The organism is Bacillus cereus group sp. Bc061 (assembly GCF_027715825.1).
Taxonomy (GTDB): domain Bacteria; phylum Bacillota; class Bacilli; order Bacillales; family Bacillaceae_G; genus Bacillus_A; species Bacillus_A paranthracis.
Genome location: NZ_JAQFTZ010000005.1, coordinates 110,211 through 136,229, shown reverse-complemented (window position 1 = coordinate 136,229; position 26,019 = coordinate 110,211). Strand labels below are relative to the sequence as shown.

The following is a 26,019-nucleotide window of genomic DNA, read 5'->3' as shown; positions in this document are numbered from 1 at the left end:
ATCCCTATTTTTACAGAGCACTATTAACAAACGATCTTTTATTTGTGACACATTTGAAAGTTATGTAAAAAACCGATTCTACTAAGAATCGGTTTTTCTGCTTTATAATAAAATATGCTTATTTTTGATCCAAGAGGACATTTGTCACAGGATTCAGTAGATTTGTTTTTTGGTGTACAAGTGTATTTCCATTAGAGTAGTCACTATGTATATTGGTAAAATGAAATTTTCACTTCACTACCTCAAACTTATTGTACTCATAAAAAGATAATTGAAAACGATATTCCGGATGCTCTCTCACCCAATCGTAGGCTTCTTCTAAAATTTCCATTTTATTTTGTAAGTCATTAAGTTCACTACATACGTCCTTTTTCTGTTTGCACAAAGGACAGAATCCATTCACTATTTCGACACTCGTTGCCCTAATCGTTTTACTTTCTAAATCAACTACTAGACGAAGAATAAAAGAATGCTCCGCTTTTGTAGTCACCATCATTTCAGCAGTCCCATCCTCATTCCAAAAGACTCCGTTTAATTCCATCTGTACGGTGACATCTTTAATATCCAAGTCTATCACTATTATACCTCCCATATATAAGACTCTTAGCTTACTCTTCTATTTTAATCTTTAATACACCACGATTTAAAGATATATTAAGCCTTTTCCAATTCTTCTAAATCCGGTTACCTTTCCTTTCATTTATACATATACTACTATAAACTTACGTTAATAGAATGGGGGATATATATGGGCTGTTACAATTCATCAGAAAGAAGAATATACGAACTTGAACAACAAATAAAAAATTTTAAATTTCAGGTTTATGACTTAAATGAAAGAGTTCGTCAATTAGAAAATACAGTTGAGCGACATAGCCGCCGACTGAACCGTTTAAACCAACGTTTACGTACTGTAGAAAACCGATTAAACATTCCATTTTCAGAAGATGAATAATAACTCGTTAATTCAAACAATGTAAACATTGCTATTACCACTATATTTCCAACTAAACTTCAGCAACTTAACCCTGAAGTCTAGTTGTACATATGAATAAAATAGACTATGTCATTAATTTTCTTCTACTACTTTCTCCATCTCAGCCAAATACCTAATCTGTCTTTCCGCCTTTCTAACCGCCGTACGAAAATGCTTTTTCAGTAGTTCTATTGTAGATTCACTTATATCATATCTTTCCGTTATACTTTCCCACGTGTCGCTACTTTCAAATGTACTCCAAACGAAAGGACGCTCAGTATTTTTTCTCATTTCTTTAAATACCCATTTTCGCATCTTTTTTTTCGCTTTTTCTGTTAGTTTTCCGTCCTTTACAAGCTCGAGTTCACCATGTCTTTTATATCTTTTAGTAATATCTCTCTCGCTATATGCTTTAAGAAGTATGTTCGCTGTATTCTCAGCATCCGCTAAAGCACGGTGCTGCTTCCCTTCCCATATTAAACCGAGCTGTTCTACTGCAGATTGTAAACTTGGTGTATGCTCAAACAATTCTTCATACGCTTGAAAAACAAATTTTTGTAAATCAATTCTTCTTTCTTTTTCCATACAAGGGCATTCTACAGCATGTAACGTACAATCATGAGATAGAAATCGATAATCTTCTTTTCCCCATGTAACAAATATAGAATCTTCTCCGATAAACTGAATAAATCTCTCTATAATTTGCGGAAATTTCTCTACATTCATTAAATCTTTCTTTGTAATTCCCGTTAATTTTGTCGTATGACGAGTAAGTCGTGCACCGGGTTTTACTAACTCCGAAAATTCTCCAATTATCTTCATTGTACTTGCTTCTATTTTTACAGCTCCGATATCAACTATCTCTGACGGATCTTCTGATTTATATGGCCTAAAATTTCTCTCTATATCAAACACAATAAAATGTGTAGCGTTTTCCAATTTATTTACCTCTTTCTACATTCCTTTTCACACACATACTTTATTTTCAGTATTTATTTATTCATACACTTTATGCATGTAATACTTCATCTAAAAAACGAAAATTCAATCTCATTATGCTATGTACATAGGAGGTTCTTCAATTAAAACGCAAAAAAAAAGAAGGGCAAGCCCTTCTTTTTTCCACAATTACTTCTTGTTAACGTTAGTAGCTTGAGGTCCACGGTTACCTTGTTCTACTTCGAAAGTAACTTCTTGACCTTCTTCTAAAGTTTTGAAGCCTTCGCCTTGGATAGCTGAGAAATGTACGAATACGTCTTCTCCGCCTTCAACTTCGATGAATCCGAAACCTTTTTCTGAGTTAAACCATTTTACTTTACCGTTTTGCATGAAAAAAATCCTCCTACAATGTACCTATATGTACATATTCATTTTCAACCACTTTACAAAAATAAGTCAGACATTAAAAAAACTGCAACTCTGAGGAGATTTAACATTGCTATCCTCCTCGGAAGTTACAGCTCATTTAAATCTCTATATTATTAAAAGTAAAATGGTTTAAATATAATATATCATATCAATATAATAAAAGCAAAGTTTTTTTTACTATACAACTTTTTTCTTCCATTGCATTGCTTTTGATTCACCTGATCCAGCTACAACATAGCCTTCTTTTTCGTTCACGATGCGCCAACCATGCCCTTTAACTGAGTCACATACTGTAACAATTCCTTCTTCTAGAAGTACACGACAAACGGTACTAATCCCCGCCTTATTTTGCGTTGACGTTGTATATAGCACATGTTGATCTACACTTAAGTCTAAATAGCTACTTGCTTTTTGCTCACTTTGACATGTGTGCCAATATGTTTTTTCACTCTCTATACTTTCATCTATTTTACAAAAAGAAATATTACCGCTAATCCCCTTGCACGACCCACTGGCTGCTACTAAATAAGAATTGTGTAACGTCAACGCTGAAATCATCTGATTCATTACGATTTTAATCCTCTTTAACTTACGTGTCTCCAAATTAAAGAGCCAAACACCACCATATTTAGCATGTATTTTCGTACCGATAAATAAGTAATGTTTATATAAAAACAACGATCGAATAGATGGTGCTCCGCCACCATATTCAAGAAATGGATGAATGGTTTCCCATGTCGAACCAAAATCATTCGAATGATACAACGTTTTATCTCCATGAGCAATGACAGTTCCTTCTATATTACTACACACGTTCCAACTCGTTGCCTTTGTTGGAAAACGTTGAACCGTCCAATTCTCTCCACCATTCATACTACGAATAAAAATTCCTTCGTCACCTACACCATACACTACATTATCTTCGCTATGTAAATCCCTAATTCGTTTTTGAAAACCATTTAAAATTTGTTTCCATTCTCCGTCTTGTTCAATAAATAAACCATTATATGTAGTAGCTAACATAAGCTTTCCATCTCTTAACTTTGTAATAGCGGTCGCACTTAACATTGTCTCCACGTTGACACTCCCATTCTTAGAACTTCTCAGCAAATGCAATTGCAAAATTACTGCATTTTTCAACATCCTCTTCATCTTCTGGAGCTAGTTCGATTTTCAACCCTTCTTGTACAAGCTCTGCACCGCGCTCTACAAGTCTTTCTTCAAATATCGTTACCGCTTCACAAAATAGTTCATACGCCGTATCACCTGATCCGAATACCGCTACTTTCTTCCCTGATAAATCTATATTTTCTAAGTCATCATGGAAATCTTCCGCTTCAAATGGTAATTCCCCATCTCCCCACGTATAAGATCCTAAAATGATTCCATCATAAGCTAATAATTCTTCAGCATCCATGCCTTCCATTTCTTGCAATACTACTTCATGATCAAAAGCATCTAAACTAACTTTAATTAAATCAGCAATACTCTCTGTATTTCCTGACATACTTGCATAAGCTATTAAAATTTTTGCCACTTTGGCATCCCCCTCTTACAATAAATGATTCTCATTCTCATTATATTAATAATGATAATCAATTTCAATTATATTTTTTATTTTTATTTATTCCATATAAAAAAGCACAGATGACTATACAATCATCTGTGCTTTTTATTACTTTTTAAAAATACCAAACGGCTTTCCAACTGGTAAAACAACTTTACCAAAGTGTGTGTTTAACACTGCTGCTGCTGAACCATAGAAAGATAATAATGAAATAAGAAGTTCAGAATATGCTGCTAAATTATGCATTGCATGGGGCATAACACCTAAAGTACTTAATGAAAGACCGATAAATAAGAAATCAATAAGGACGAAAATCATAAATAATACTTTATGTGTTTCCATTGCACCAATTGTCATAAAGATTGTGAAAATTAAATATCCGATAAAGGCTACACCAAGCTGTTTTGAATCTGCAGCTTGTGCTAATTTTTCGCCAAATACTCCAAGTTGAATTAACCAAGTCATTCCAACACCTAGCCAAAATAGACCGTATGCACCGAATGCTGTTGTACCGAATGTATTGTTATGCTTTGCATCGTGAATGCAAGCAAAGATTTGTGCAAATCCTCCTAAAAAGATTGCCCATGGTAATACTAGTGAAACGCCATCTGTTAAGCCTAACTTTTGAGATGATGCTACAAGTGTTACCATCGCTAATCCAAATAGACCAATTCCAGATGGATCTGCTGTTGTCATTTTCACATGATGTGTAGTTGTTTGATTGCTCATATAAACCTCCTGATTATAAACATACTCGAATACAATACTTAAATCAGAAGACTATGTCAATGGTTTTTTTTGTATGTTGTCAGACCTTATATTTTATAATGTTCTAATATACTTTCAACCACTTCATACGGTTTTATATTCACTTTTTCCAACTCATATATCGGCAACCATAACGGAATATAAATCCCTCTATCTTTCATTTCGAATTCTTCAGCTTTACCACTTCCAAAAACTCCACCTACAATATCGGCATTAAAATAATACTCCACCTTTGCAATTAGATGCTCCACTTTTATATGTACCCCTAATTCTTCAAAAATTTCTCGCTTTGTTGCTTCTTCAGGTGTTTCTCCTTCTTCAATTCCTCCACCTGGAAAAACATAGTACGTTTCATCTTCTCGGATACGTTTTATAAGAGCAATTTTCCCTTCCTGCACAATGATAGCCGCGCCGCGATTTCTTGTCATTTTATTACCTCAATACCGATCGCAACTGTTCCCCACTTTTGTTCTTGTTCTTTCGTATATATTTTGTATGTACTTTCTAACATTTCCTCTAAACTATCATTTTCACAATCCAATAATTTTTTATCAATTTGTTCGTACATTGCTTGAAAGTTTTTATATCGTTTTATCTCCGTTACTTTTACAGCCATCGTTGCTGCTGTCGTAAGGTTCGTGAATACAATATGATCGCCTTGTTTTATGAGTTGACGCTTTTTATCGTATAAGCGCACTTCATACACTTTTTTTCCTGATTGAATTGACTGAAAAGGTTTATTATATAATCCCATTTCATATCTCATACATTCCACTCCCATTTATTTATTTTACCTATTAACACTGGTCACCTTACTACACCTTGCATATAATATTCCACGCTTATTTCTTGATTGAGAAAGAAGGTTGAAGAATCATGTTATATTTAAATCAAAAACCTGAATATAGTAAGTATGATATCGGTGATTATACTTATAGTAAAGTAGGTCCAACTATTTTTTCTTGGAATGATGAAACGAAATTAAAAATAGGTAAGTTTTGTTCATTAGGAGAAGAAGTTGTTTTCATACTTGGCGGAGAACATCGCGCGGACTGGATAACGACTTATCCATTTAACGCTCTTTTCAGCGAAGGAGCCCATATTACTGGTCACCCCTCTTCAAAAGGTGACATTGTAGTCGGCAATGATGTATGGATTGGTTATCAATCCTGCATTTTATCTGGTGTTACGATTGGTAACGGTGCCATTATTGGCGCAAAGAGTGTTGTTACAAAGGATGTACCGCCATATGCAATTGTAGCTGGTAATCCTGCAAAATTTGTTCGATATCGTTTCCCACAAGAAACAATTGACAAACTAGAAAATATCTCATGGTGGGACTGGGACATTTCTGTTATAAAAGGAGCTATTCCATTTCTACTCTCCGACAAAATTGATGAATTTTTCAGCTCACCCGAAAAAGAATCTACTTGATTCATACAGAAAGAGCATCCTTCTCTTACAGGATGCTCTTTCTGCATTTATTTTCTCTTTATTTGCAAGTGATCACACGGAGAACATTGAAAAGAAATTTTCCCTAAACAATTAAGATTCGTTTCGCAAATTTGTTCTATCGTTGGAACAAATGGAATAACAACTATATTACTTTCTACTATTTGTGTAACAGGTGGTAACACTGTGCCTACTTGATGTTCGAAACGAATACTTGCTTGATTTATATAATTCCCCGAACCACTTGGGGCACTCTGAACTACTACTTGGAACGAAACTGTTCGTGCTTCACCTGGATTTAAATTCCCTATAAGAAATCCTGATACCGGGCTTACATTTGGTACTGGTGTATTATCAACCGTTACACTTCCAAGGACAAATCGAACACTACTATCTAACATATCTTGAAAACGAATATTTTGTATGACAGTATCACCCGTATTTGTAATAACTGTCGTAAACGTAATAATATCTCCAATTGTTGCTACCTGTAAATTTGCCGTTTTTACGACTGTCGTTGAGACATTTTGAGGAATAAACGGGATAACAACTGTATTGCTATCACCTTCAACTACTACTGGCGGCTCATTCGGGTTTACAATTGCTAGCCCATTTGCTATAGCAGTATTTGTAACTAAATTATTTATTTGTCCTCCTGTTATTACAACTTGGAAATTAATAATGGCTGCATCATTTGGCTGAAAATCACCTAATGGAATACCGGTATTTGGATTAGCAAATGGAAGAGCTACATCGTTTACCGTTACCGTGCCATTTATAAATAACGTATTTGGATCAATGATATCCGTTAACACAATGTTGGTCACAGGAACTGTACTATCATTTATAACGGCAATTCCGTAAGTGACAACATCTCCTACCATTGCTACTTCAAAGTTTGCTCCTTTTGCAACAAATAAGATTGCAGTATTTACCGTCACTATAACTGTATTGCTCGTGTCCATCACTGTAACTGGAGGCTCTCCTGGTACTAAAATATATTCTGCTAACGCCCCAGCAACGTTTACTACTGTACCACCATCTGGAAAACTTGTAATCGTAGCTTTATATGTTACAAGTGCCGTCTCACCAACTGGAATATCTGGTATCGTAAATCCAATTTGCGGATTTACCCCCGGTTGCAGAACCCCATTTATCGTTACACTATTTGGAACGAAATCAGCTTCCTGAGATAGCACATCGATAAATTGAACATTCATTGCATCAGCAGTACCAGTATTTAATATACGAACCGTATACGTTACCGTTTCTCCTACGCCAACAATTGAATGGTCTACTTCTTTTAGCATATCTAAGCTACCTCTATTTACCGGCGTAACCGTCGTATTACTTGAATTTGTAATTGTAGACGGAGGTTCTCCTGGAATCAATTCGAAATCACCCGTTACTCTCGCTGTATTCATAATGCTACTAGAAGACGGAACCGAGATTACATTTACTTCAAATGTAATTAATACGCTATCCCCTACAGCAAGATCCGGTAATGAAAAGCCTACAAATGGATCTAATCCTACTTGCGGAATCCCATTTATTTGTACACTTCCAGGAACGAATTCTAAACTAGGTGATGGAACATCGATAAACTGAACATTCGTTGCTGTTACCGTTCCCGTATTTGTAACTTGCACACTATACGTTAACGTATCTCCTAAACGTGTCGCTTCTTTATTTACAGATTTTATAACGCTAAATCGTCCTCTATTCACTCTAGTTATCGTCGTATTACTCGGCTCTGTTACTACAACTGGTAGTTCTCCTGGCACTAAAGTAAAGCTTCCTGTTATATTTGCAACGTTCGTAATTGTTCCTGATGACGGGATGTTTGTAACTGTCGCTTGAAACGTCACTATAACCGTTTCACCAACTGGTATATCTCCAACTCCAAATCCAGTAATCGGATTTAAGTTTGGTTGCGGGGCTCCATTTATCGTTACACTATTTGGTACAAATGACGCTCCTGCTGAAATGGTATCAATAAACTGAACATCATTAGCTGTTACTGTTCCTGTATTCGTTATTTGCACTGTATACGTCAATACATCTCCAACTAGAGTAGCGGCTCTATTTACTTGTTTAATAACATTAAAGCGTCCTCTATTTACAGTTGTGAGTGTTGTATTACTTGGCTGATTTACTATAACTGGTGGTTCTCCCGGTACTAATACAAAACTTCCAGTTACATTTGCCGTATTGGCAATTGTTCCGTTTGACGGAACACTAACAACAGTTACTTGGAATGTGACTTCTACACTTTCACCTGGGTTTATATCTGGAAGCGGGAATCCATTATTCGGATTGAATCCAGGTTGTAACACACCGTCTATCGTTACACTGTTCGGCACGAATGCTATAGAGGAAGGTAGTACATCACTATATTGAATATTCGTTGCTGGCACTGTCCCTGTATTTTGAACTACTGTTGTATATGTGATTGTATCGCCTACTGCAACAACCGGCTGACTTACTGATTTTAAAACATTCAAACCAGGCTCATTGATTTCTGTTAATGTCGTATTACTTGTCGTCGTCTCCGTAATCGGTGGTTCTGTTTCACTTACAGCGAATGTCGCTGTAACGTCTACAAAGTTAACAATCGTTCCACCTTCTGGTATGCTTGTAACCACTTCCTGATATGTGACAACTACAAAATCATCTACAGGTATATTTGGAACTGTAAAACCAATGAAAGGATCTAACCCCGGTGCCGATACCCCGTTTACGCTCACACTTCCTGGTACAAATGCTACTCCCGCGGAAGTCGTATCAATAAATTGAACATTCGTCGCTGGCACTGTTCCGAAATTAAAAATCAATACATCATACGTTAATATTTCCCCTACAGTCGCTACTTCTTTATCTACTAGTTTCAATGGAAAAACAAACGCTATATTAATCGTCGTAACGACTAAATTTGTTAATATCGTTTCCGTAATCGGTGGTTCTTGCGGATTTGGTTGTGAAGTAAATGTAACGTCTGCATCATTTAATATGACTTCATTATCTGGAATTTCTGTAATCGTCACTTGGAATGTGATCTCAATACTTCCACCAGCGATTAATAATGGAGTAACTGTAAATCCTATTTCCGGATTTAAACCAAGTTGCTGCACTCCACCTATCGTTACACTACCTTCTATAAATGTCGTTCCTTCTGGGATGACATCTTGGAAGAACACATCTGTAACTGGTATAATTCCTACATTTGAAATGAGCACAGTGTACGTTAATACATCCCCAACCGCTCCAGCTGCAACGTCAACTGTTTTTGTTGCTGTTACTTCACCAGGAGGAGGTAACGGTATTGTAACTACCGTTGTATTACTTGAGTTCGTTGTTGTTACTGGTGGTTGTAAAGGATTTAATAAGAAAGTGGCTGTAGCAGATGCTGTATTTAATACTGCTCCACGTGTAGATGGTGCAACCACAGTAACTTGGAACGTTACAGTCAATGATGTTCCAGCTGCAATATTAGGAAGCGGGAATCCAGCATTTGGATCAAATCCAGGTTGTGGTGTTCCATTTATCGTTACACTATTTGCTACAAATGTTGTTTCTGGAGCAATTGGATCAATGAAAGAAACGTTCGTTGCTGTTACTGTACCATTATTACGAATGACAACAGAATACGTGTAAGTTTCTCCAAGTGCTGCTTGTTGTACAGATGAAGTTTTTTGTATATTTAACTGTGCTGTGTTTACTTGCGTCACAACGAAATTACTATTTGTAACAGTCGTTATTGGAGGGTTTGCTGGGTTTATAAGAAAACTGGCAGTAACGTTAGATTGGTTTCTTATATTTCCACCGCTCGGAACACTCGTCACGGTAACTTGAAACGTAACCGTGGCCGTTTGCCCGACCGGAATATTTGGTACTGGGAATCCTGCCATAGGATCCGCGCCTTGCTGAACGACTCCATTTATCGTCACACTATTTGCTACAAACGCAGTACCGGACGGAATTGGATCTTGAAAAATAATATTCGTTGCAGGAACAGTTCCTGTATTTTGAATAAGAATCGTATACGTTAACGTATCCCCTACTCCTGCTTGTGGTGTATTTACACTCTTCATTATATTAAGTGATCCTACATTCACTCGCGTCACAACAATATTACTAATCGTTACAATTGTAATTGGTGGCTGGAGAGGACTTACTTGGAAATCAGCAGTTACATTCGCATTATTCGGAAGAACTCTATTTGGTGGTACACTCGTGATTGTTACTTGGAAAGTAACTGTTACCATCCCTCCTACTGGAATATTAGCAAGTGGAAATCCAGTTGTCGGGTTTAAACCTGGTTGAGGTGTCCCATTTATTGTTACACTATTCGCTACAAAAGTGGTTCCAACTGGAATCGGATCAAGGAACGATACATTAGTTGCTGCTACTGTCCCACTATTTTGTATACGTACTGTATACGTTAACGTATCTCCTACACCAGCTTCAGTAGCGCTTACACTTTTTATTACATTTAATCCTGAAGAATTTACGACCGTCATAACAGTATTACTTGGTTCTGTTACAGTAATCGGTGGCTCTGTTGGATTTACAAGGAAATCTCCTGTAACATTCGCACTGTTTACAACATTATTTCCAAGTGGAACTTCATCAATTAATACTTCAAATGTAACAATTACACTCGCACCAGCGGGCAAATTATTTAATGGGAATCCGAATTCTGGATCTGCCCCTTCTTGTAAGATCCCATTCACAAAGACACTGTTTTCAATAAATAATGTACCTTGTGGAATTGAATCTTGGAAAAATACATTTGTAGCTGGTACACTACCTGCGTTTATGACTTCTATTGTATATACTAAAATATCCCCTACCGTTGCAACATCCGTATTTACTGATTTCACAACTTCAAAGTTACCTGATTGTACAGTTGTATTCACAATGTTACTCGGAACATTGATTGTTACGGGTGGTTCACTCGGATTCACTTGAAAACTTGCTGTTACATTTGCTTGATTTAAAATATCTTCATTTTCTGGATCCTGTATAATTAATACATCAAATGTGACTACAACGGTTTGAGCCGCAGGAATATTCGGAAGAGAAAATCCTGTATTCGGATTCAATCCACTTTGCGGTACTCCATTAATTGTTACAGAATTTGCAACAAATGAAACAGCGGAAGAAATAGCGTCTTGGAAAAATACATTTGTTAACGAAACGTTTCCTGTATTTTGAACGGCAATTGTGTACGTTAAAGTGTCCCCTACTGCGGCTTGCGTTGTATTCACTTCTTTTATTACATTTAAACCGCCTGTATTAACTTGTGTCACAACTGTATTCGTTTGTCTATTAATCGTTATTGGTGGCTGATTTGGAATAACGACGAAATTAGCAGTTACATTTCCGCGATTCGCAATCGTGCCTCCTGATGGCGTCGATGTAACTCGTACTTGAAATGTAACAGTCCTACTTCCGCCGGGAGATATATTAGCTACTGTAAACCCAGTCGCTGGATTTGCTCCAGGTTGTGAAATCCCATCCACAGTCACACTATTTGCGATAAATGTCGTTCCAATTGGGATTGGATCTTGAAAAATAACGTTCGTTGCAAGTACATTTCCTGTATTTTGAATTGTTACCGTGTACGTAAGAACGTCGTTAACCGTTGCAAAAGCTTTATCCACTGTTTTTCTCGTTGTTATATCAGCTATATTAATTGTCGTAACTACAGTATTACTTGTCGCTTGCCCAGAAACTGGTTGTTGACCAGGCACTGGAGTAAAGGTAAATGTTGCACTTGCACGGTTCGGAATTGGATTGACAAGAGGGTTCGATGTTACTCGAACTTGAAAGCGCACTACGGTCGTTTGCGAAGCATTAATACTGCCTAGATTAATACTACTTGCTGGATTCGCTCCTGGACGTGCTACTCCGTTTACCGTAACGCTGTTTGCTACAAATGTTGTTCCTGCAGGAATACTATCAACAAAAATAACATTGTTTGCAGTAACGTTTCCATTATTCGTCACATTAACCGTGTACGTTAATACATCATTAAGCGTTGCCGTCTGTAGATCTACAGATTTTTGCATACTTATAGTTGCTTGATTCACTGTCGTTTGTACTGTATTCGAAGAAGACATACTAGTAATAAGTGGACTACCGACGAAAGGACGGAATTGATATGATACCATTGCACGATTTGGAATAGGATTGGGGTTCGGAAACGATGTTATTCGCACTTGAAAGGTAACAATTCTTTGCGTATTATTTGGGATTGTACCTAAATTAATTCCAGTAGCAGGGTTCGCATTCGGCTGTGTTACCCCTCCTACCGTTACACTACCTGCAACAAACGTCGTTCCGCTCGGAATACTATCACGTAATACAACGTTTTCTGCACTTCCTGTTCCTGTATTTGGGACCGTAATCGTATAAGTGAGAGTATCCCCTACCCCTGCGACTGTTCTATTGACCGATTTAACAGGATTAATAATTGGACCTGTTGCATCAATTTGAACACCAAAACCAGCTGCAGCGTATCCATCTCCATTTGTAACAAATCGAACAGTTGCTGACGTTTGATTGTTTACTAAAGATGCGGAGGCATCTACATTCGTAATATCCCACCCCTGTCTTCGGACAGCCAAAGCTACCCCTAACGGCTGATTTAAATCTCCAAATGTACCGCTCGTATCTAAATTTCCGCTGTCATTACAAATTTGAGACTGGAAGAAATTATTTGCAGGGTTTCTCGGCCCGAATAATGCAACTGTAGCACTCGCATTCGGTCCAAAGCGAAGTTGATCTCCAGAAATGTTAGAATCACCTTCTTGAGCAGTTACAAGTACCCTTCCTGTTACAGCTCCTGTAGCTGGCGTAGCAAATCCGGAAATAGTAGCATCAACTGGTGGTGATGAAGCATCAATAATTTCTTGACCTGCATATACTGACAAATTTCGAAGTGGTAAACTTGCATTTTGATACACAACCTCAAGCGTCCAGCCCGCTGAACGACTAATTGTTGGGTCGGCTGAAGTTCTTGCAGCTGGCACAGCACCCGTTGTATATGTGCCTCCCCCACCTGCACTAACAAGATTCGTTACATTGGCAGAGCGAGCATAATAAAACTGGTTTCCTACTGAACCTTGCTGCGCGGTAGCAGGATCTGGCGTAACAGAAAACGTCCCTGCTGGCGTTGTAAATGTAATGTTATCATTTAAAAATGGTAAAACATCTTCCGTATCAGTCCGGAAAGTACCAGCCCAAACTAATTCTGCATATAACACACTGCTTCCCGCTGGAAGATTTAAAATTGCACTAGAAGAATTCAATCGCCAGTCATCCGTTGTACCCGCTGGGAATCCTGGTACTTGCAGCGCTGTATTTACTGTCGTAAACACAGCAAGTGTACCAAAAATATTACCTGGTGCAGGCGATGTAGGGCTAAGTCCCAGCGTATTCCCAGTAAACGTGACGGCACCAGGTACTGTTGTCGTAAACCGATTTATAAAAGGCACACAATCATCTCATTTCAATTATAGTAAAAAGTGCTCTATACTATAAAATGTAGACAAACTATACAATGTACGTTGTCCAACAAAATTCCGCACATATGAGAGGGGTTTATAAAACTATGCGCTACGTTATTATAACAGGAACTTCACAAGGTTTAGGTGAGGCTATTGCCACACAATTGTTAGAAAAAAATACAACTGTCATCTCTATTTCTAGAAGAGAAAATAAAGAGCTTACGAAACTCGCAGAACAATATAATAGCAATTGTGTTTTCCACTCCTTAGATCTTCAAGATGTACATAATTTAGAAACGAACTTTAACAAAATCATTTCATCTATTCAAGAAGACAGTGTATCTTCTATTCATTTAATTAATAATGCGGGTACGGTTGCTCCTATGAAGCCAATTGAAAAAGCAGAAAGTGAACAATTCATTACGAACGTTCACATTAATTTACTTGCACCTATGATTCTCACCTCCACTTTCATGAAACATACGAAAGAATGGAAAGTAGATAAACGTGTTATAAACATTTCATCTGGTGCAGGAAAAAATCCTTACTTCGGATGGGGCGCTTATTGTACAACGAAAGCTGGCGTAAATATGTTTACACAGTGCGTAGCAACGGAAGAAGCAGCAAAAGAATTCCCAGTAAAAATCGTCGCTTTTGCACCTGGTGTTGTTGATACAAATATGCAAGCACAAATTCGGGAAACAAATAAAGAAGACTTCACAAATTTAGATCGATTCATCGCATTAAAAGAAGAAGGAAAGCTATTATCACCTGAATACGTTGCAAAAGCTATTCGTAACTTACTAGAAACCGAAGACTTCCCTCAAGGCGAGGTTATTAGAATTGATGAATAACAAAAAGGCGTGCTATTTTAGCACGCCTTTTTGTTCTACTTCTCTAAAAATATAAGCACAGACTCCGCAATTTGTTCATAACCAATTTCTTGATAAATTTTATTCGATGTTGGATTTGCCAGGTCCGTATATAATGTCGTTGTTTTGTAACCTTCATCTAACATACGTTGACTAAGTGCCGCTACACAATTAGATGCGTATCCCTTTTTCCTTTCTTCTTTCGGCGTATATACGAAATTAACTGTTATATTATTTTTAGTTGGACGTGTTTTTGCTGCTACAGAAACAAGTTTTCCATCTACTTCTAGACCAAATAAACGATGATTAGTAATTAATGTATGTGCCGTTTGTTTTGCTTCCTCTTTCGTAGTAGGAAGATTCACATCTTCGCAAAATTGGTATATCCACTGTTCTATTAATGTTAGCTCATCACTATTTACTTCTCGAAAGACTTCATCTCCGTTCCACTTTTTCTTCACTTGTTTTAATTCATATATACCTTGCTCCATCGCAACAGTAGTTTTCTTATTTGCTAACACTGCAATCTCTTCGGCTAATCTCTGTACAATTTTCTTATTACCGATTAATCCAGGAACATTTGGATATACTTCCGCTAATTTTTTTGCAAGTTCCACGATGTCCTCTTCCGTAATTTCAGACGTAGCAACAATAATTTGTTTCTTCTCTTCTGTTTGAAGAAATACAACCGCAATTTCTTCTCCTTGTTTCGCTATCCCCATAAATATCGGTTGGTGGACCATTTGTAATACGCCTAATATGAGATTATTTTCCTGCTCATTCTTTTCTAGAAATGGTGTAACCTCTTCTTTAAAATTAACAATCTCTTCATATACATGCAATTGAATCATCGACAATCTCTTCTCTCTATTTATAGTTTTATTAAGGTATTGGCGATTAATTCACTAAATCCCTCTTTTACGATTCAATAATATTCGAAGCTAACGTATTCAAATTATTTTCAGCTTGTAAAATTCTCTGTTTTTCCTTTTCAAATACCTCTTCTTCTTGTCGAAATAACTCTTTTCGATTGTTAATCATGCGCTCCATTTCTTTTTTACTCGGCCCACCGTATACATTTCTTTTTTGTATAAAAGCTTCTGGCGATATAATTTCTTTCCACTCTTTTTCTAATAAAGTTATATTAAATTTTTCTTGTAAGTACATATTCACATCTTTCAAATGTAATTCATGAAGCTCCTTTTTCTGCTCCAATAACATATTTGCAATAGCACTCGCTGCATGATGCGCATGCCGAAATGGAATGTCATAGTTTTTTGTTAAAGCATCTGCGAAATCAGTTATCGTAATTGCATGTTTATAGGAACGATTTTTCAACGTTTCTTCCTCAACCTTCATCGTTCGAATAACTGCATTCATAATAGAAAAAACACGAATAGTCTTTTCAATCCCTTTATATAAGTATGGCTGCAAGTCATCCTCTGTATCAACAATATCACCAAATGGTGTATTATGAATCATTTGAAATACTGTAAATGCTTCTCCTAAAGCACTACTCGTAATTGCACGGGCGTGTTCAATGGAAACTGGATTTCGCTTTTGCGGCATAATACTACTAATTTGCACATATGGCTTCGCCACAGTAATACCATCATATTCTTTCGTCGCTAATAGTAAGAAGTCATGAATCCATCTGCTCGTATTCGTCATCATTACCATAAGTAAAGAGCTAACTTCTAATAAATAATCCGCTCCAGCAACAGCATCATATGAGTTCTCAATTACATTTGTAAACCCAAGTAACTCGGCAACTCGCTCTCGTTTAATTGGGAAACTTGTTGTAGCTAGCGCAGCGGCTCCCATTGGGGACTGATTTAAAAGTTTGTACGTTTTTTTCATGCGTTCTAAATCTCTCTGCATCGTATCATAAATCGCTAACGTATAATGACCAAATGTCGTTGGCTGCGCTGGTTGTGTATGGGTATAAGCTGGCATAATCGTTTCCTTATGATCAGCAGCAAGTTGCAATATACTCTCTTGCAATAACAAATGATGTTCCATTAATCGTAATACATACCGTCTTAAACTCATGCGATACATCGTGACACCCATATCATTTCTACTTCTACCAATATGCATATTACTTACAAAATTGCTTTTTGCTTCTTGAGAAATTAAATGTTCTACTAAAAAAAAGAGATCTTCATGCTGCTCTGTATAGAGCAATTGCTCTTCTGGCATTCCCTCTACCTTTTTTAACGCGTGTAATATAACTTTAGCTTCTTCCTTTTTCATTAAATTTTCTTCCATCAGCATCGTAATATGCGCTTTATGCACTTGAAACATATCTTTCAATAAGTAATTTCGTTGAAAATTAAATACATGTTGTAATACACAATCCACATATGTTTTCCCAGGGAAATCAGCGCCTTCACTCTTTATAAACTCTTCTTTACTTTGTTTCATCACCTTTTCCCCTTTCACCTAAGTATTACTACCCATCATACCCAGAGATAGCAAAAAAGTGCTTGTACACAAAAATAAACTCGGTGCTCTCTGCACCGAGTTTATTTAATAAAAGTCGCATCATACTTATCACTTTGCAACACTTGGAAATGCAAGTTTGCTAAATGTTTCCGTATTTCTGCACTGTCGTCCTCATTTAAATTATTTGCTAAAAACACTATTTCTGTACAGTTCCCCCGTTTATCCATCGCATAAACTGCTTTTGTAACTGTCCATGGCGTATAGCCGTTTTTTTGCCCTGCATGTCTAAATGTTTTACGGTATTTCTTAGCGCTCATATCTGTTTCAACGATGTTAGCCCATACTTTTTCTTCTGCTTCTGTCAGTCCACCCTTATGATTTGCCTTTTGAAGCAGTACCATATAATCGTTTGCAGAAGCAGCTGGCAATCGATCTGACCAAATTTTATCGTAACGTTCCTCTAAATAAAGAGGAATTTCCTTCTGTAATAATGGTCCCTTCTTTTTTAAGCGCTCATGAATAATCATCGCATATTGACGATATTGCTCTTGAGACATTTCTTTTAACTTTTTCTCTATTTTATATTTCGGAACGTGTAGTTCTTTATGCAAATATCCTGGAATGTATAAAGATGAAACGATTGGAAATAGCGGCTGATGTGCTGGAAGCGATAAACTTTGTAAATTCCGATTAATATTATCTAATCCTAACACTTCCATTAAATATTCAGCATTCGCATTCGAACTAAACTTAACCATTCCTTTTGCCACTTCTTCTAAAGAAATCGCTCCTTCAGTTATCTTACCTGTCTTCTCCAAATACCTTTGCCATCTATCTTGCGCACCACCATCTGTATTCGGTACATAATAACGATTCACATCATTTATGGAAACAAAACTAGACGAATCAATTTTCCCTTCCGTAACTTGTTTCGTAAATTCAAGCGCCACAATTAATTTCATTGTACTAGCAACTGGCAATACAACATTCGGATTTACAGAATAAACGACTTTATCATTTCTTTTTACTAGAAGCGCGCTATTTTTTTCATCTTTATGTTCTTCAATAAAAGATGCGATATACTGCGCATCATCATTATTCGAACTCCAAACTTTTTTCACTAAAAAATTACCCGATATTAGCAAAACGAAAATACCCACAATCACTGCGCATACTATAGTTTTTTTCAAGTAAAATTCCTCTCCTATTGTGTAGCTCTTCTCTATCTATCTCTTACAAACAAAATAATGGAGATGATTATTTTAGTAATCATCTCCATTATTTTAACTTGTATTCTCCCATTATGTCTACGTCATAATTTTAACGAAATCTTCGAGGAATTTTTTATAGTGTAACGACCAACCAATTCGAACCCAATTCTTTAAAGCTTTTGCATCAGGTTGAGGACGAAAATCAGCAATACTCTCTCCTTTTGCAATCCCTACTGTATCTACATCGACACGGCGGTATACATAGTCCAAAATAGAGGGATTTGCCGCAACCATCATTGTAACGACGTCATGTACTGGACTCCCTGTTATTTTCGGATTTAATTTTCTATAAGCTTTATAATAATACGTAAAAATCGGTTCAATTAATTTATTAAAACTCGTTTTAGAATGTTTCGTAATGTACTTTACCATCTCTGGCGTAATTATAGCTTCAGATGTAACATTAAGCGGCACCAATGTCACATTCTTGGCATTTTGCATTACTAATTGTGACGCAATAGGATCACCATGAAAATTCGCTTCTGCGACTGGTGTCACATTGCCAGGCATTAAAAAAGCACCGCCCATTATATAATATTCCTTCACATACTTCATCAATGGTTTTTCTAAAATAAATGCTGTCGCAAGTGTCGTTGACCTACCAGCATCAACTATAATTAATTCTCCTTTATATTTTTCAAGTATGTCAAAAAACTCACAAAAAGGCTTTATATTTGGAGAAAGATTTTTTGGCGGTCGAATTGGTCCTAAACCTTCCGCCCCATGAATTTCTGGATAGTATGTTGTAATATCTCCAGATAAAGGGATTTTTGCACCATTAATAACAGGTATGTCTTCCCGCCCTGCCAGTTGCAATAAATATGCCGCATTACTTGTCGCCTTTTCTTGCGTTACATTTCCATATCCAGTTACTACACCAACAATATCAATATCAGGATGTAACAATCCATACATAATTGCCAAAGAGTCATCAATTCCCGGGTCTCCTAAAAACAATACTTTTTTCATCACCCTCAACTCCATCCCCTCAATTGTTATTAATTTATGAATATTCACAGGATTACAGAATAAAAAGAACAAATTTATACGAAAAAACGCAGTCCTCTAAGGACTACGTTCTCCCACTAACCTATACTGTTTTCTTTACAGCACTCATACTTCCAACGATATAAGCGATAAACGCAAAACAAATTGGGAAGACAACTGTATGTATACCGAACGGATTTGGATAGAAAAGATGGATACACATATATGAGCTTACCCCAACTAAAATAGATGCAAGCGCTCCTGTTGCATTTCCTTTCCTCCAATATAATCCTAATACGATTGGCCAAATGAATGCTGCTTCTAATCCACCGAAAGAAAATAAATTTAACCATATTAAAAAATCAGGTGGTTTAATTGCTGCTGCATAAACGAGCAGTCCTACGATAGCAGTAATCCATAAACTCCCTTTTCTAATCGTACTATCTGCCGCATCTTTATTTATGTAATTTACGTATATATCTTTAATGATTGATGAACTTACAAGTAGCAATAACGAGTTTACTGTAGACATAATCGCTGCCATTGGTGCAGCTAAGAAAACCCCAGCTAACCAAGGTGGCAACACTTCCATCGCGAGTAGCGGCATTACTTTATCTGGTACCGTTATACCTGGAAGTACGACTCGTGCGAACACACCTGTTAAATGCATACCAATCATAATTGTACCGACAACAATCGTACCAATTATTAACGCTTGATGCATCGCTTTTGAATTTTTATAAGACATGGCACGCACACTAATTTGCGGTAAACCGACAACGCCAATTCCAATTAAAATCCAAAATGATGTCACATATGATTTCGTTAAACTACCATCTGCTCCGAATGGTGTAATTAAATTCGGATTGATTTGAACAAGTTCCTGCATAATCTTTTCAATTCCACCACCGGCAACGACAGTAGCAATTAAGATGATTGTCGTTCCAACTAACATAATGATACCTAATAACGTATCTGATAAAGCAACTGCACGAAATCCACCAATTAATACGTACACAAGTACAGAAAAAGTAAATAAAAATAGTGCTGTTGTATAAGAAAGACCCGTTAGCGACTCGATTAATCGGCCACCGCCGACCCACTGAGCTACTGTTGCTGAAAATAAAAAGATAATAATACATAACGCAGAAAGTATGACAACTGCTTTATTATTATATCTTCCCTTTAAATAATCGATAAGAGTAATGGCTTCCATCTTCCTAGCGATAATGGCAAACTTTTTACCGATAACTGTTAAAACGATATAACCTGTTACAACTTGAATCGCAGATAACAATACCCATCCAAGCCCCATATTGTATGCTATACCAGGGCCACCAATGAAGCTACTAGCACTACCGTACGTAGCAATCATTGTCATTGCTAATAATAAACCACCGAGCTCACGCCCACCTAAAAAATATTCTTGCAAAAATTTATTATGGGCAGTCGCTTGTACACGTCTTGAAGCATATACACCAATTAAAAATACAACGATAAACGAAATTATCATTGGAATGATTACATACCAATTCATCTATTATTCCTCACTTTTTTCTTCCTCATCGAGTGAAATATCTTGAAATACAAAACGAACAACTAAACTAAGTAAAATAACCATAACGATAAATCCAACGATACAGCTATAAAAAAACCATGCTGGAAAACCAAATACATATGTATATTCACTTGGATTTTTACTACCAAGCCCATAAGCAAATCCGTACCATATTATAAAATTGATAATAGCAAGTCCAAGACCAATTAACGCTTCTCTATGGGCGATTCGAAAGCGTGGATCATCATGATAATTCTTCATTTTTCTCCCTCCTCTCACGATGTATTATTGTACCATTGTTCTTCTAGTTTTTCCTACTAGAAAGCAAAAACAAGCAGGATTTTTTATAATCATATAGAAGACTTTCTTACATTACATATTTTTTACAATTGTAACACAAATGAAATTTGAATTTTCAGTATTTGTTAATTATGATTTTAATTAGAGGCTTTCCATCTAGTTTCCACATCCTTGATTTCGGAATAAACGCCGTCTCGTACTGCGTTTACATTATATTTTCAAGGGGGTTATACAATGAGTCAACTAGCTGTAAATCTTCATGAAAAGGTAGAAAAGTTTCTTCAAGGTACAAAAAAGTTATATGTGAATGGATCTTTCATTGAAAGCGCTTCCGGTAAAACGTTTAACACACCTAACCCAGCAACTGGCGAAACACTTGCCGTCGTTTCTGAAGCTGGTCGCGAAGATATTCATAAAGCTGTCGTTGCAGCTCGCATAGCTTTTGACGAAGGTCCTTGGTCTCGCATGAGCACTGCTGAGCGAAGCCGGCTTATGTACAAGTTAGCTGATTTAATGGAAGAACATAAAGAAGAGCTTGCACAGCTTGAAACGTTAGATAACGGAAAGCCAATCCGTGAAACAATGGCAGCAGACATACCACTTGCAATTGAGCATATGCGCTATTATGCTGGCTGGGCGACGAAAATCGTTGGTCAAACAATCCCTGTTTCCGGTGATTACTTTAACTATACACGTCATGAAGCTGTTGGTGTCGTTGGTCAAATTATCCCTTGGAACTTCCCACTTCTTATGGCAATGTGGAAAATGGGAGCAGCGCTTGCTACAGGATGTACAATCGTTTTAAAACCTGCAGAACAAACTCCACTATCTGCCTTATACTTAGCTGAATTAATTGAAGAAGCTGGATTCCCGAAAGGTGTTATTAATATCGTTCCTGGATTCGGTGAATCAGCTGGACAAGCTCTTGTTAATCATCCACTCGTTGATAAAATTGCATTTACTGGTTCTACTCCAGTCGGTAAGCAAATTATGCGCCAAGCATCTGAAACATTAAAGCGTGTTACACTTGAGTTAGGCGGTAAATCACCAAATATCATCTTGCCAGATGCTGATTTATCTCGCGCGATTCCTGGTGCACTTTCTGGTGTTATGTTTAACCAAGGACAAGTATGCTCTGCTGGATCACGTTTATTTGTTCCGAAGAAAATGTATGATAATGTCATGGCTGACCTTGTCCTTTACTCTAAAAAATTAAATCAAGGTGCTGGCTTAAGTCCAGAAACTACAATCGGTCCTCTCGTTTCCGAAGAACAACAAAAACGTGTAATGGGCTACATCGAAAAAGGGATTGAAGAAGGTGCTGAAGTACTTTGCGGAGGAAGTAATCCATTTGATCAAGGCTACTTCGTTTCTCCTACAGTATTCGCTGACGTAAATGATGAAATGACGATTGCAAAAGAAGAAATTTTCGGTCCAGTTATTTCTGCTATACCGTTTAACGATATTGATGAAGTAATTGAACGTGCAAATAAATCACAATTCGGCTTAGCAGCTGGTGTGTGGACAGAAAATGTTAAAACAGCACACTACGTTGCAAGTAAAGTACGTGCTGGTACAGTATGGGTAAACTGTTATAACGTCTTTGATGCAGCATCTCCATTTGGAGGATTTAAACAATCCGGTCTTGGCCGTGAAATGGGATCTTATGCATTAAATAACTATACAGAAGTGAAGAGCGTTTGGCTTAACTTAAATTAAAGAGAAAGAACCTGACCTATCCGGTCAGGTTCTTTTCATTATGTATGTCTTTAAACTTGCAGTCCCCCGCTCACATTTAATACTTCTCCTGTAATATAGGATGCGTATTCTGATGCTAAGAAGGCAGCTGCGTTCGCAATATCTTCTGGCGTTCCAATTCTACCAACCGGAATCGCGCCGACCATCTTTTCTTTCACTTTATCTGGTATCGTTTTTGTCATATCTGTATCCATAAATCCTGGGCAAATCGCATTACACGTAATACCGAAATTTCCAACTTCTTTCGCTGCCGTTTTCGTTAAACCTACAACGCCTGCCTTCGTAGCTGCATAGTTTGCTTGACCTATGTTTCCTTCTCTACTAATTGAAGATATATTAATAATACGTCCATACCCTTGTTGTCTCATGTAAAGCAGCGCTGGTTGCATACAATAAAAAACTCCAGTTAAGTTCACTTGTAATACTTGTTCCCAAGCAGACTTCTCCATTTTATGTAACATTGCATCCCTTGTAATCCCAGCGTTATTCACCAAAATATGTAATGTTCCGAATTTTTGAACCGCATATTCAATTAACGACTTTGCTTCATTTTGATTACTCACATCACATCGATATAAGCTCACTTCATATCCTTCATCCAAGAACTCACGTGTCGTTTTTTGTAATTTCTCTTCATTTACATCGCTAATTAATACTTTCGCCCCTAGTTTTGCATACACCCTTGCAATCTCTTTTCCAATTCCCTGTGCAGCTCCTGTTACAACAGCTGTTTTCCCGTTTAAAAACTCCATACCTATCCCCCATTTCTATTACTTATACTGTATATTTCGGCTTTTTACTTTCCAATTCCTCTTTGTATAAAAAAGTCTATTTGTGTCAAACTAACTTTGCAACGTCGCATAAAGTGCAACTTTAATCAGTGGGATTTTCTTCATCCCCACTGATTATCAGCCCTCACCAATCGGACTTTTATGGGCAGTTGATTCCCCACCTCACTTCTTTGCTTTCACTAAATTTTAAGGTGGGGGTCTTACTGCCCATTAAAGCGGGATAAAGTGCAAGGAGATTGTGTCGAATGAACAAAAAAAATTTCAAACAAAACAAAGCTACTGATGGCATTGATGTAGAGTTCTCTCGTGAACTTGCTGACCACAATGACTTAGAAGCAAACGCACGTGCAAATGCCGCTGATGCACGTCAAAAACGCCAGTCAACTGAAAAATAAGGAAAGCACAACCTTATTCTTTTCAACAGGGACCTACTACCCAACAAAATAAACCGAGAGATATCTCTCGGTTTATTTTCTATATTTTTTTGTATAATGTGCCAAAGTAAGTAGCGGATAAATTTGGGCATAGCTATGATAACGAATATAAAACCCACCAGGTAAACCTGTTCCAGTAGGATATTTTTCATTCACATAAGGATTCGCAAGCAAATATGAAATGCCTTTTCGAATAGCTGGCGTTTCTGTATCATAGTAAGAAATGAGAGCATCTAACGCCCATGCTGTTTGAGATGGTGTACTAAATGGTAAAGTAATGAATCTTTTCTCCATACTACTTTGGCATGATTCTCCCCATCCACCATCTTCATGCTGTATATGTTCAAGCCATAAAGCTGCTCGTTTCAATGATGGATTGTTAGATGGAATTCCGAGTGACCGTAAACCTGTCATAACAGCCCACGTACCATATATATAACAAATCCCCCATTTCCCATACCATGATCCATTTTCCTCTTGTGCATTCATTAACCAATTTATCGCACTTTGTTTTTGTTTCTCAGGTAATTCATTTTGCGTATATGTCCCGAAAAGCTCTAACACTCTTCCTGTAATATCTGGTGTGGAAGGATCTGTAATCATATCACTTGCATTTTCGATTGGTAAATTTGCTAATAATTTGCTCGTCACACCTTTTTCAAACGCTCCCCAGCCCCCATCATTATTTTGTAATCCTTTAACCCAATCAATCCCTTTCTGCCAAGCATTATTTACCTTTTCATTCTCTCTACTTCTTGCCAACACTCTTAGTACAGCAGTTGTATCATCAACATCTGGAACTGTCGTATTTACATCCGAAAAACCCCAACCGCCAGGAGTAAGTGCGGGAGCATGTACGCTCCAATCAGCTTTTTTTGTATGCTGTTTTTTTAATAAATATGTTATTGTCTGTTGAATCATCTTGTGATCTTTCGGAACTTGTGCCTCTTGTAACGCATAGCTGAGTAAAGCCGTATCCCATACAGTTGAAGGAGAGTTTTGCAAGTGACTCCCTCTTTCCATCTTCCATATATAAGATGTTATACCAGCTATAGCCTTTTGAATCATTGATGATTGAAGAGAATGCCCTAACGCAAGTAAAGCATAAATCATATAAAACGAGGCAGTTGCGTAACTATATAACGTTCCATTTTCATCAATACGCTCTTTCATGAAACGTTCGACTTCCTCATATCCTTTATGATGTAACGAAAGTGGATACGAGATAATTTGTTTTACATCACTTAATAACGTTTGAAACAAAGGAGACCGATCCTCCCGAAACCATTCTCCGCCCCCGCCCGCAATATGATTTAAATTTGGCAATAACTTTTTCCCTACTCGAAATCTTTTATTTAAACACACCATCATCGGAATTAAATGGATACGTGCTGAGCTACTCAATTCAAATATACTGAGGGGGGAATCATTCTGTAGAAACATGATTGGTGTTGGTACATGAAAGAGTGAAGGATATTCATATTCTCCATGAATTGCTAATAAAAACTTTGTCATAAAATGAGCACGCGCCACGCCTCCGCGTTCCTTAATGAAATTTTCCGCTCGCTTCATATTCGCATCTTCTTTTGTATATTTTTGCGAAGCAAGTAAGGCGGCATAAGATTGAATGGTAGCTGATAAATTACCTCCCACTTCATCTTCATACAATTTCCACGTTCCTTCATTTGTTTGAAGTGATGCTAACCTTTTTACAAACGGTTCTATCTCTTTATCTCTACCTAATAATTTTAATAAAAAAATCATATGGCAATCTGTTAATGGAGCTCCTTCAAAACAAAATCGCCACGTACCATCTTGCCGTTGCATCGTTTGAAGTGCAGTTGCTCTTCTCGCTATTTCTTCATGCACTTTTTCATATAATAACAAGTTACTCACCCACCCTTTCGAAATCCGTATAACGATATTCAAGAAAGTAGCTGAATATGTATGAATAC

21 protein-coding genes and 1 pseudogene are annotated in these 26,019 nt (G+C 37.1%); 5 read left to right on the top strand and 17 right to left on the bottom strand.

The window, feature by feature from the left end:
* Nucleotides 1–229: 229 nt before the first annotated feature.
* Entirely contained in the window at nucleotides 230–577 is a 348-nt protein-coding gene (locus tag PDQ40_RS18515; protein WP_000566110.1) for a hypothetical protein, read from the bottom strand.
* Between the two features lie 258 nt (nucleotides 578–835).
* Between PDQ40_RS18515 and PDQ40_RS28230 the strand changes: the two are divergent.
* Nucleotides 836–955: pseudogene (locus PDQ40_RS28230) on the top strand (hypothetical protein); the annotation flags it as partial.
* A 114-nt stretch (nucleotides 956–1,069) separates the two neighbouring features.
* Here the strand turns inward: PDQ40_RS28230 and PDQ40_RS18505 are convergent.
* From PDQ40_RS18505 to PDQ40_RS18475, 7 genes are all read right to left on the bottom strand, one after another.
* Entirely contained in the window at nucleotides 1,070–1,915 is an 846-nt protein-coding gene (locus PDQ40_RS18505; protein ID WP_000426500.1) for an exonuclease, read from the bottom strand.
* A 189-nt stretch (nucleotides 1,916–2,104) separates the two neighbouring features.
* Nucleotides 2,105–2,305, bottom strand: a complete 201-nt coding sequence (gene cspB / locus PDQ40_RS18500; protein WP_001179150.1) for a cold shock-like protein CspB — start codon at nucleotides 2,303–2,305, stop codon at nucleotides 2,105–2,107.
* A gap of 216 nt (nucleotides 2,306–2,521) precedes the next feature.
* Nucleotides 2,522–3,421 (bottom strand): WD40/YVTN/BNR-like repeat-containing protein, encoded by a 900-nt coding sequence (locus PDQ40_RS18495; protein ID WP_000449509.1) that lies wholly within the window; start codon nucleotides 3,419–3,421, stop codon nucleotides 2,522–2,524.
* Nucleotides 3,422–3,437: 16 nt separating this feature from the next.
* Nucleotides 3,438–3,881, bottom strand: a complete 444-nt coding sequence (locus PDQ40_RS18490) for a flavodoxin (protein WP_001062756.1) — start codon at nucleotides 3,879–3,881, stop codon at nucleotides 3,438–3,440.
* 138 nt (nucleotides 3,882–4,019) lie between these two features.
* Nucleotides 4,020–4,640, bottom strand: coding sequence for an acetate uptake transporter (locus tag PDQ40_RS18485; RefSeq protein WP_000070938.1), 621 nt, complete (start codon nucleotides 4,638–4,640; stop codon nucleotides 4,020–4,022).
* Nucleotides 4,641–4,726: 86 nt separating this feature from the next.
* A complete protein-coding gene (locus tag PDQ40_RS18480; RefSeq protein ID WP_270691561.1) occupies nucleotides 4,727–5,107 on the bottom strand; it encodes an NUDIX hydrolase in 381 nt (126 codons plus the stop codon).
* A complete protein-coding gene (locus tag PDQ40_RS18475) occupies nucleotides 5,104–5,445 on the bottom strand; it encodes an ASCH domain-containing protein (protein WP_001268356.1) in 342 nt (113 codons plus the stop codon). The genes PDQ40_RS18480 and PDQ40_RS18475 overlap by 4 nt, the downstream gene beginning before the upstream one ends.
* A 110-nt stretch (nucleotides 5,446–5,555) precedes the next feature.
* Here PDQ40_RS18475 and PDQ40_RS18470 point away from each other — a divergent pair, with 110 nt between their 5' ends.
* Entirely contained in the window at nucleotides 5,556–6,113 is a 558-nt protein-coding gene (locus tag PDQ40_RS18470; protein ID WP_000966320.1) for a CatB-related O-acetyltransferase, read from the top strand.
* Between the two features lie 47 nt (nucleotides 6,114–6,160).
* Here PDQ40_RS18470 and PDQ40_RS18465 read toward each other — a convergent pair whose 3' ends face one another.
* Entirely contained in the window at nucleotides 6,161–13,633 is a 7,473-nt protein-coding gene (locus tag PDQ40_RS18465) for a DUF7507 domain-containing protein (RefSeq protein ID WP_229131247.1), read from the bottom strand.
* A gap of 116 nt (nucleotides 13,634–13,749) precedes the next feature.
* Here PDQ40_RS18465 and PDQ40_RS18460 point away from each other — a divergent pair, with 116 nt between their 5' ends.
* Complete coding sequence (locus tag PDQ40_RS18460) at nucleotides 13,750–14,499, top strand: (S)-benzoin forming benzil reductase (protein ID WP_001271062.1); 750 nt, start codon at nucleotides 13,750–13,752, stop codon at nucleotides 14,497–14,499.
* Nucleotides 14,500–14,534: 35 nt separating this feature from the next.
* On the opposite strand, the gene PDQ40_RS18455 is transcribed toward PDQ40_RS18460, so the two are convergent.
* From PDQ40_RS18455 to PDQ40_RS18430, 6 genes are all read right to left on the bottom strand, one after another.
* Nucleotides 14,535–15,368, bottom strand: a complete 834-nt coding sequence (locus tag PDQ40_RS18455) for a GNAT family N-acetyltransferase (RefSeq protein WP_000615397.1) — start codon at nucleotides 15,366–15,368, stop codon at nucleotides 14,535–14,537.
* Between the two features lie 67 nt (nucleotides 15,369–15,435).
* A complete protein-coding gene (gene argH, locus PDQ40_RS18450) occupies nucleotides 15,436–16,944 on the bottom strand; it encodes an argininosuccinate lyase (protein WP_000813994.1) in 1,509 nt (502 codons plus the stop codon).
* 101 nt (nucleotides 16,945–17,045) lie between these two features.
* Nucleotides 17,046–18,155, bottom strand: a complete 1,110-nt coding sequence (locus PDQ40_RS18445; protein WP_000751358.1) for a serine hydrolase — start codon at nucleotides 18,153–18,155, stop codon at nucleotides 17,046–17,048.
* A gap of 117 nt (nucleotides 18,156–18,272) precedes the next feature.
* Entirely contained in the window at nucleotides 18,273–19,220 is a 948-nt protein-coding gene (locus tag PDQ40_RS18440) for a nucleoside hydrolase (protein WP_155005152.1), read from the bottom strand.
* Nucleotides 19,221–19,326: 106 nt separating this feature from the next.
* Nucleotides 19,327–20,760 carry a sodium/pantothenate symporter gene (gene panF, locus PDQ40_RS18435; RefSeq protein WP_001104829.1) on the bottom strand — a complete coding sequence of 478 codons (1,434 nt, stop codon included), beginning with the start codon at nucleotides 20,758–20,760 and terminating at the stop codon, nucleotides 19,327–19,329.
* A gap of 3 nt (nucleotides 20,761–20,763) precedes the next feature.
* Nucleotides 20,764–21,042 (bottom strand): YhdT family protein, encoded by a 279-nt coding sequence (locus PDQ40_RS18430; protein ID WP_000800722.1) that lies wholly within the window; start codon nucleotides 21,040–21,042, stop codon nucleotides 20,764–20,766.
* Between the two features lie 273 nt (nucleotides 21,043–21,315).
* Between PDQ40_RS18430 and dhaS the strand changes: the two genes are divergently transcribed.
* On the top strand, nucleotides 21,316–22,800 hold the full coding sequence (dhaS, locus tag PDQ40_RS18425; protein WP_000080286.1) for an aldehyde dehydrogenase DhaS: 1,485 nt from the start codon (nucleotides 21,316–21,318) through the stop codon (nucleotides 22,798–22,800).
* A 50-nt stretch (nucleotides 22,801–22,850) separates the two neighbouring features.
* Here the strand turns inward: dhaS and fabG are convergent, their stop codons facing one another.
* Nucleotides 22,851–23,591, bottom strand: coding sequence for a 3-oxoacyl-ACP reductase FabG (gene fabG, locus PDQ40_RS18420; protein ID WP_000395021.1), 741 nt, complete (start codon nucleotides 23,589–23,591; stop codon nucleotides 22,851–22,853).
* Between the two features lie 284 nt (nucleotides 23,592–23,875).
* On the opposite strand from fabG, the gene PDQ40_RS18415 reads away from it, so the two are divergent.
* Nucleotides 23,876–24,025 carry a YfhD family protein gene (locus PDQ40_RS18415; RefSeq protein ID WP_001035808.1) on the top strand — a complete coding sequence of 50 codons (150 nt, stop codon included), beginning with the start codon at nucleotides 23,876–23,878 and terminating at the stop codon, nucleotides 24,023–24,025.
* Nucleotides 24,026–24,097: 72 nt separating this feature from the next.
* On the opposite strand, the gene PDQ40_RS18410 is transcribed toward PDQ40_RS18415, so the two are convergent.
* Nucleotides 24,098–25,951, bottom strand: coding sequence for a terpene cyclase/mutase family protein (locus PDQ40_RS18410; protein ID WP_000928135.1), 1,854 nt, complete (start codon nucleotides 25,949–25,951; stop codon nucleotides 24,098–24,100).
* Between the last annotated feature and the right edge of the window lie 68 nt (nucleotides 25,952–26,019).

Excerpts from the sequence above, each read along its gene's own strand:
- fabG (WP_000395021.1), bottom strand. The coding sequence starts at position 23,591 with ATGGAGTTTTTAAACGGGAAAACAGCTGTTGTAACAGGAGCTGCACAG.
- cspB (WP_001179150.1), bottom strand. The coding sequence starts at position 2,305 with ATGCAAAACGGTAAAGTAAAATGGTTTAACTCAGAAAAAGGTTTCGGA.
- PDQ40_RS18480 (WP_270691561.1), bottom strand. The coding sequence starts at position 5,107 with ATGACAAGAAATCGCGGCGCGGCTATCATTGTGCAGGAAGGGAAAATT.
- PDQ40_RS18485 (WP_000070938.1), bottom strand. The coding sequence starts at position 4,640 with ATGAGCAATCAAACAACTACACATCATGTGAAAATGACAACAGCAGAT.
- PDQ40_RS18415 (WP_001035808.1), top strand. The coding sequence starts at position 23,876 with ATGAACAAAAAAAATTTCAAACAAAACAAAGCTACTGATGGCATTGAT.
- argH (WP_000813994.1), bottom strand. The coding sequence starts at position 16,944 with ATGAAACAAAGTAAAGAAGAGTTTATAAAGAGTGAAGGCGCTGATTTC.
- dhaS (WP_000080286.1), top strand. The coding sequence starts at position 21,316 with ATGAGTCAACTAGCTGTAAATCTTCATGAAAAGGTAGAAAAGTTTCTT.
- PDQ40_RS18460 (WP_001271062.1), top strand. The coding sequence starts at position 13,750 with ATGCGCTACGTTATTATAACAGGAACTTCACAAGGTTTAGGTGAGGCT.
- PDQ40_RS18440 (WP_155005152.1), bottom strand. The coding sequence starts at position 19,220 with ATGGAGTTGAGGGTGATGAAAAAAGTATTGTTTTTAGGAGACCCGGGA.
- PDQ40_RS18470 (WP_000966320.1), top strand. The coding sequence starts at position 5,556 with ATGTTATATTTAAATCAAAAACCTGAATATAGTAAGTATGATATCGGT.
- PDQ40_RS18475 (WP_001268356.1), bottom strand. The coding sequence starts at position 5,445 with ATGAGATATGAAATGGGATTATATAATAAACCTTTTCAGTCAATTCAA.
- PDQ40_RS18430 (WP_000800722.1), bottom strand. The coding sequence starts at position 21,042 with ATGAAGAATTATCATGATGATCCACGCTTTCGAATCGCCCATAGAGAA.
- PDQ40_RS18455 (WP_000615397.1), bottom strand. The coding sequence starts at position 15,368 with ATGATTCAATTGCATGTATATGAAGAGATTGTTAATTTTAAAGAAGAG.
- panF (WP_001104829.1), bottom strand. The coding sequence starts at position 20,760 with ATGAATTGGTATGTAATCATTCCAATGATAATTTCGTTTATCGTTGTA.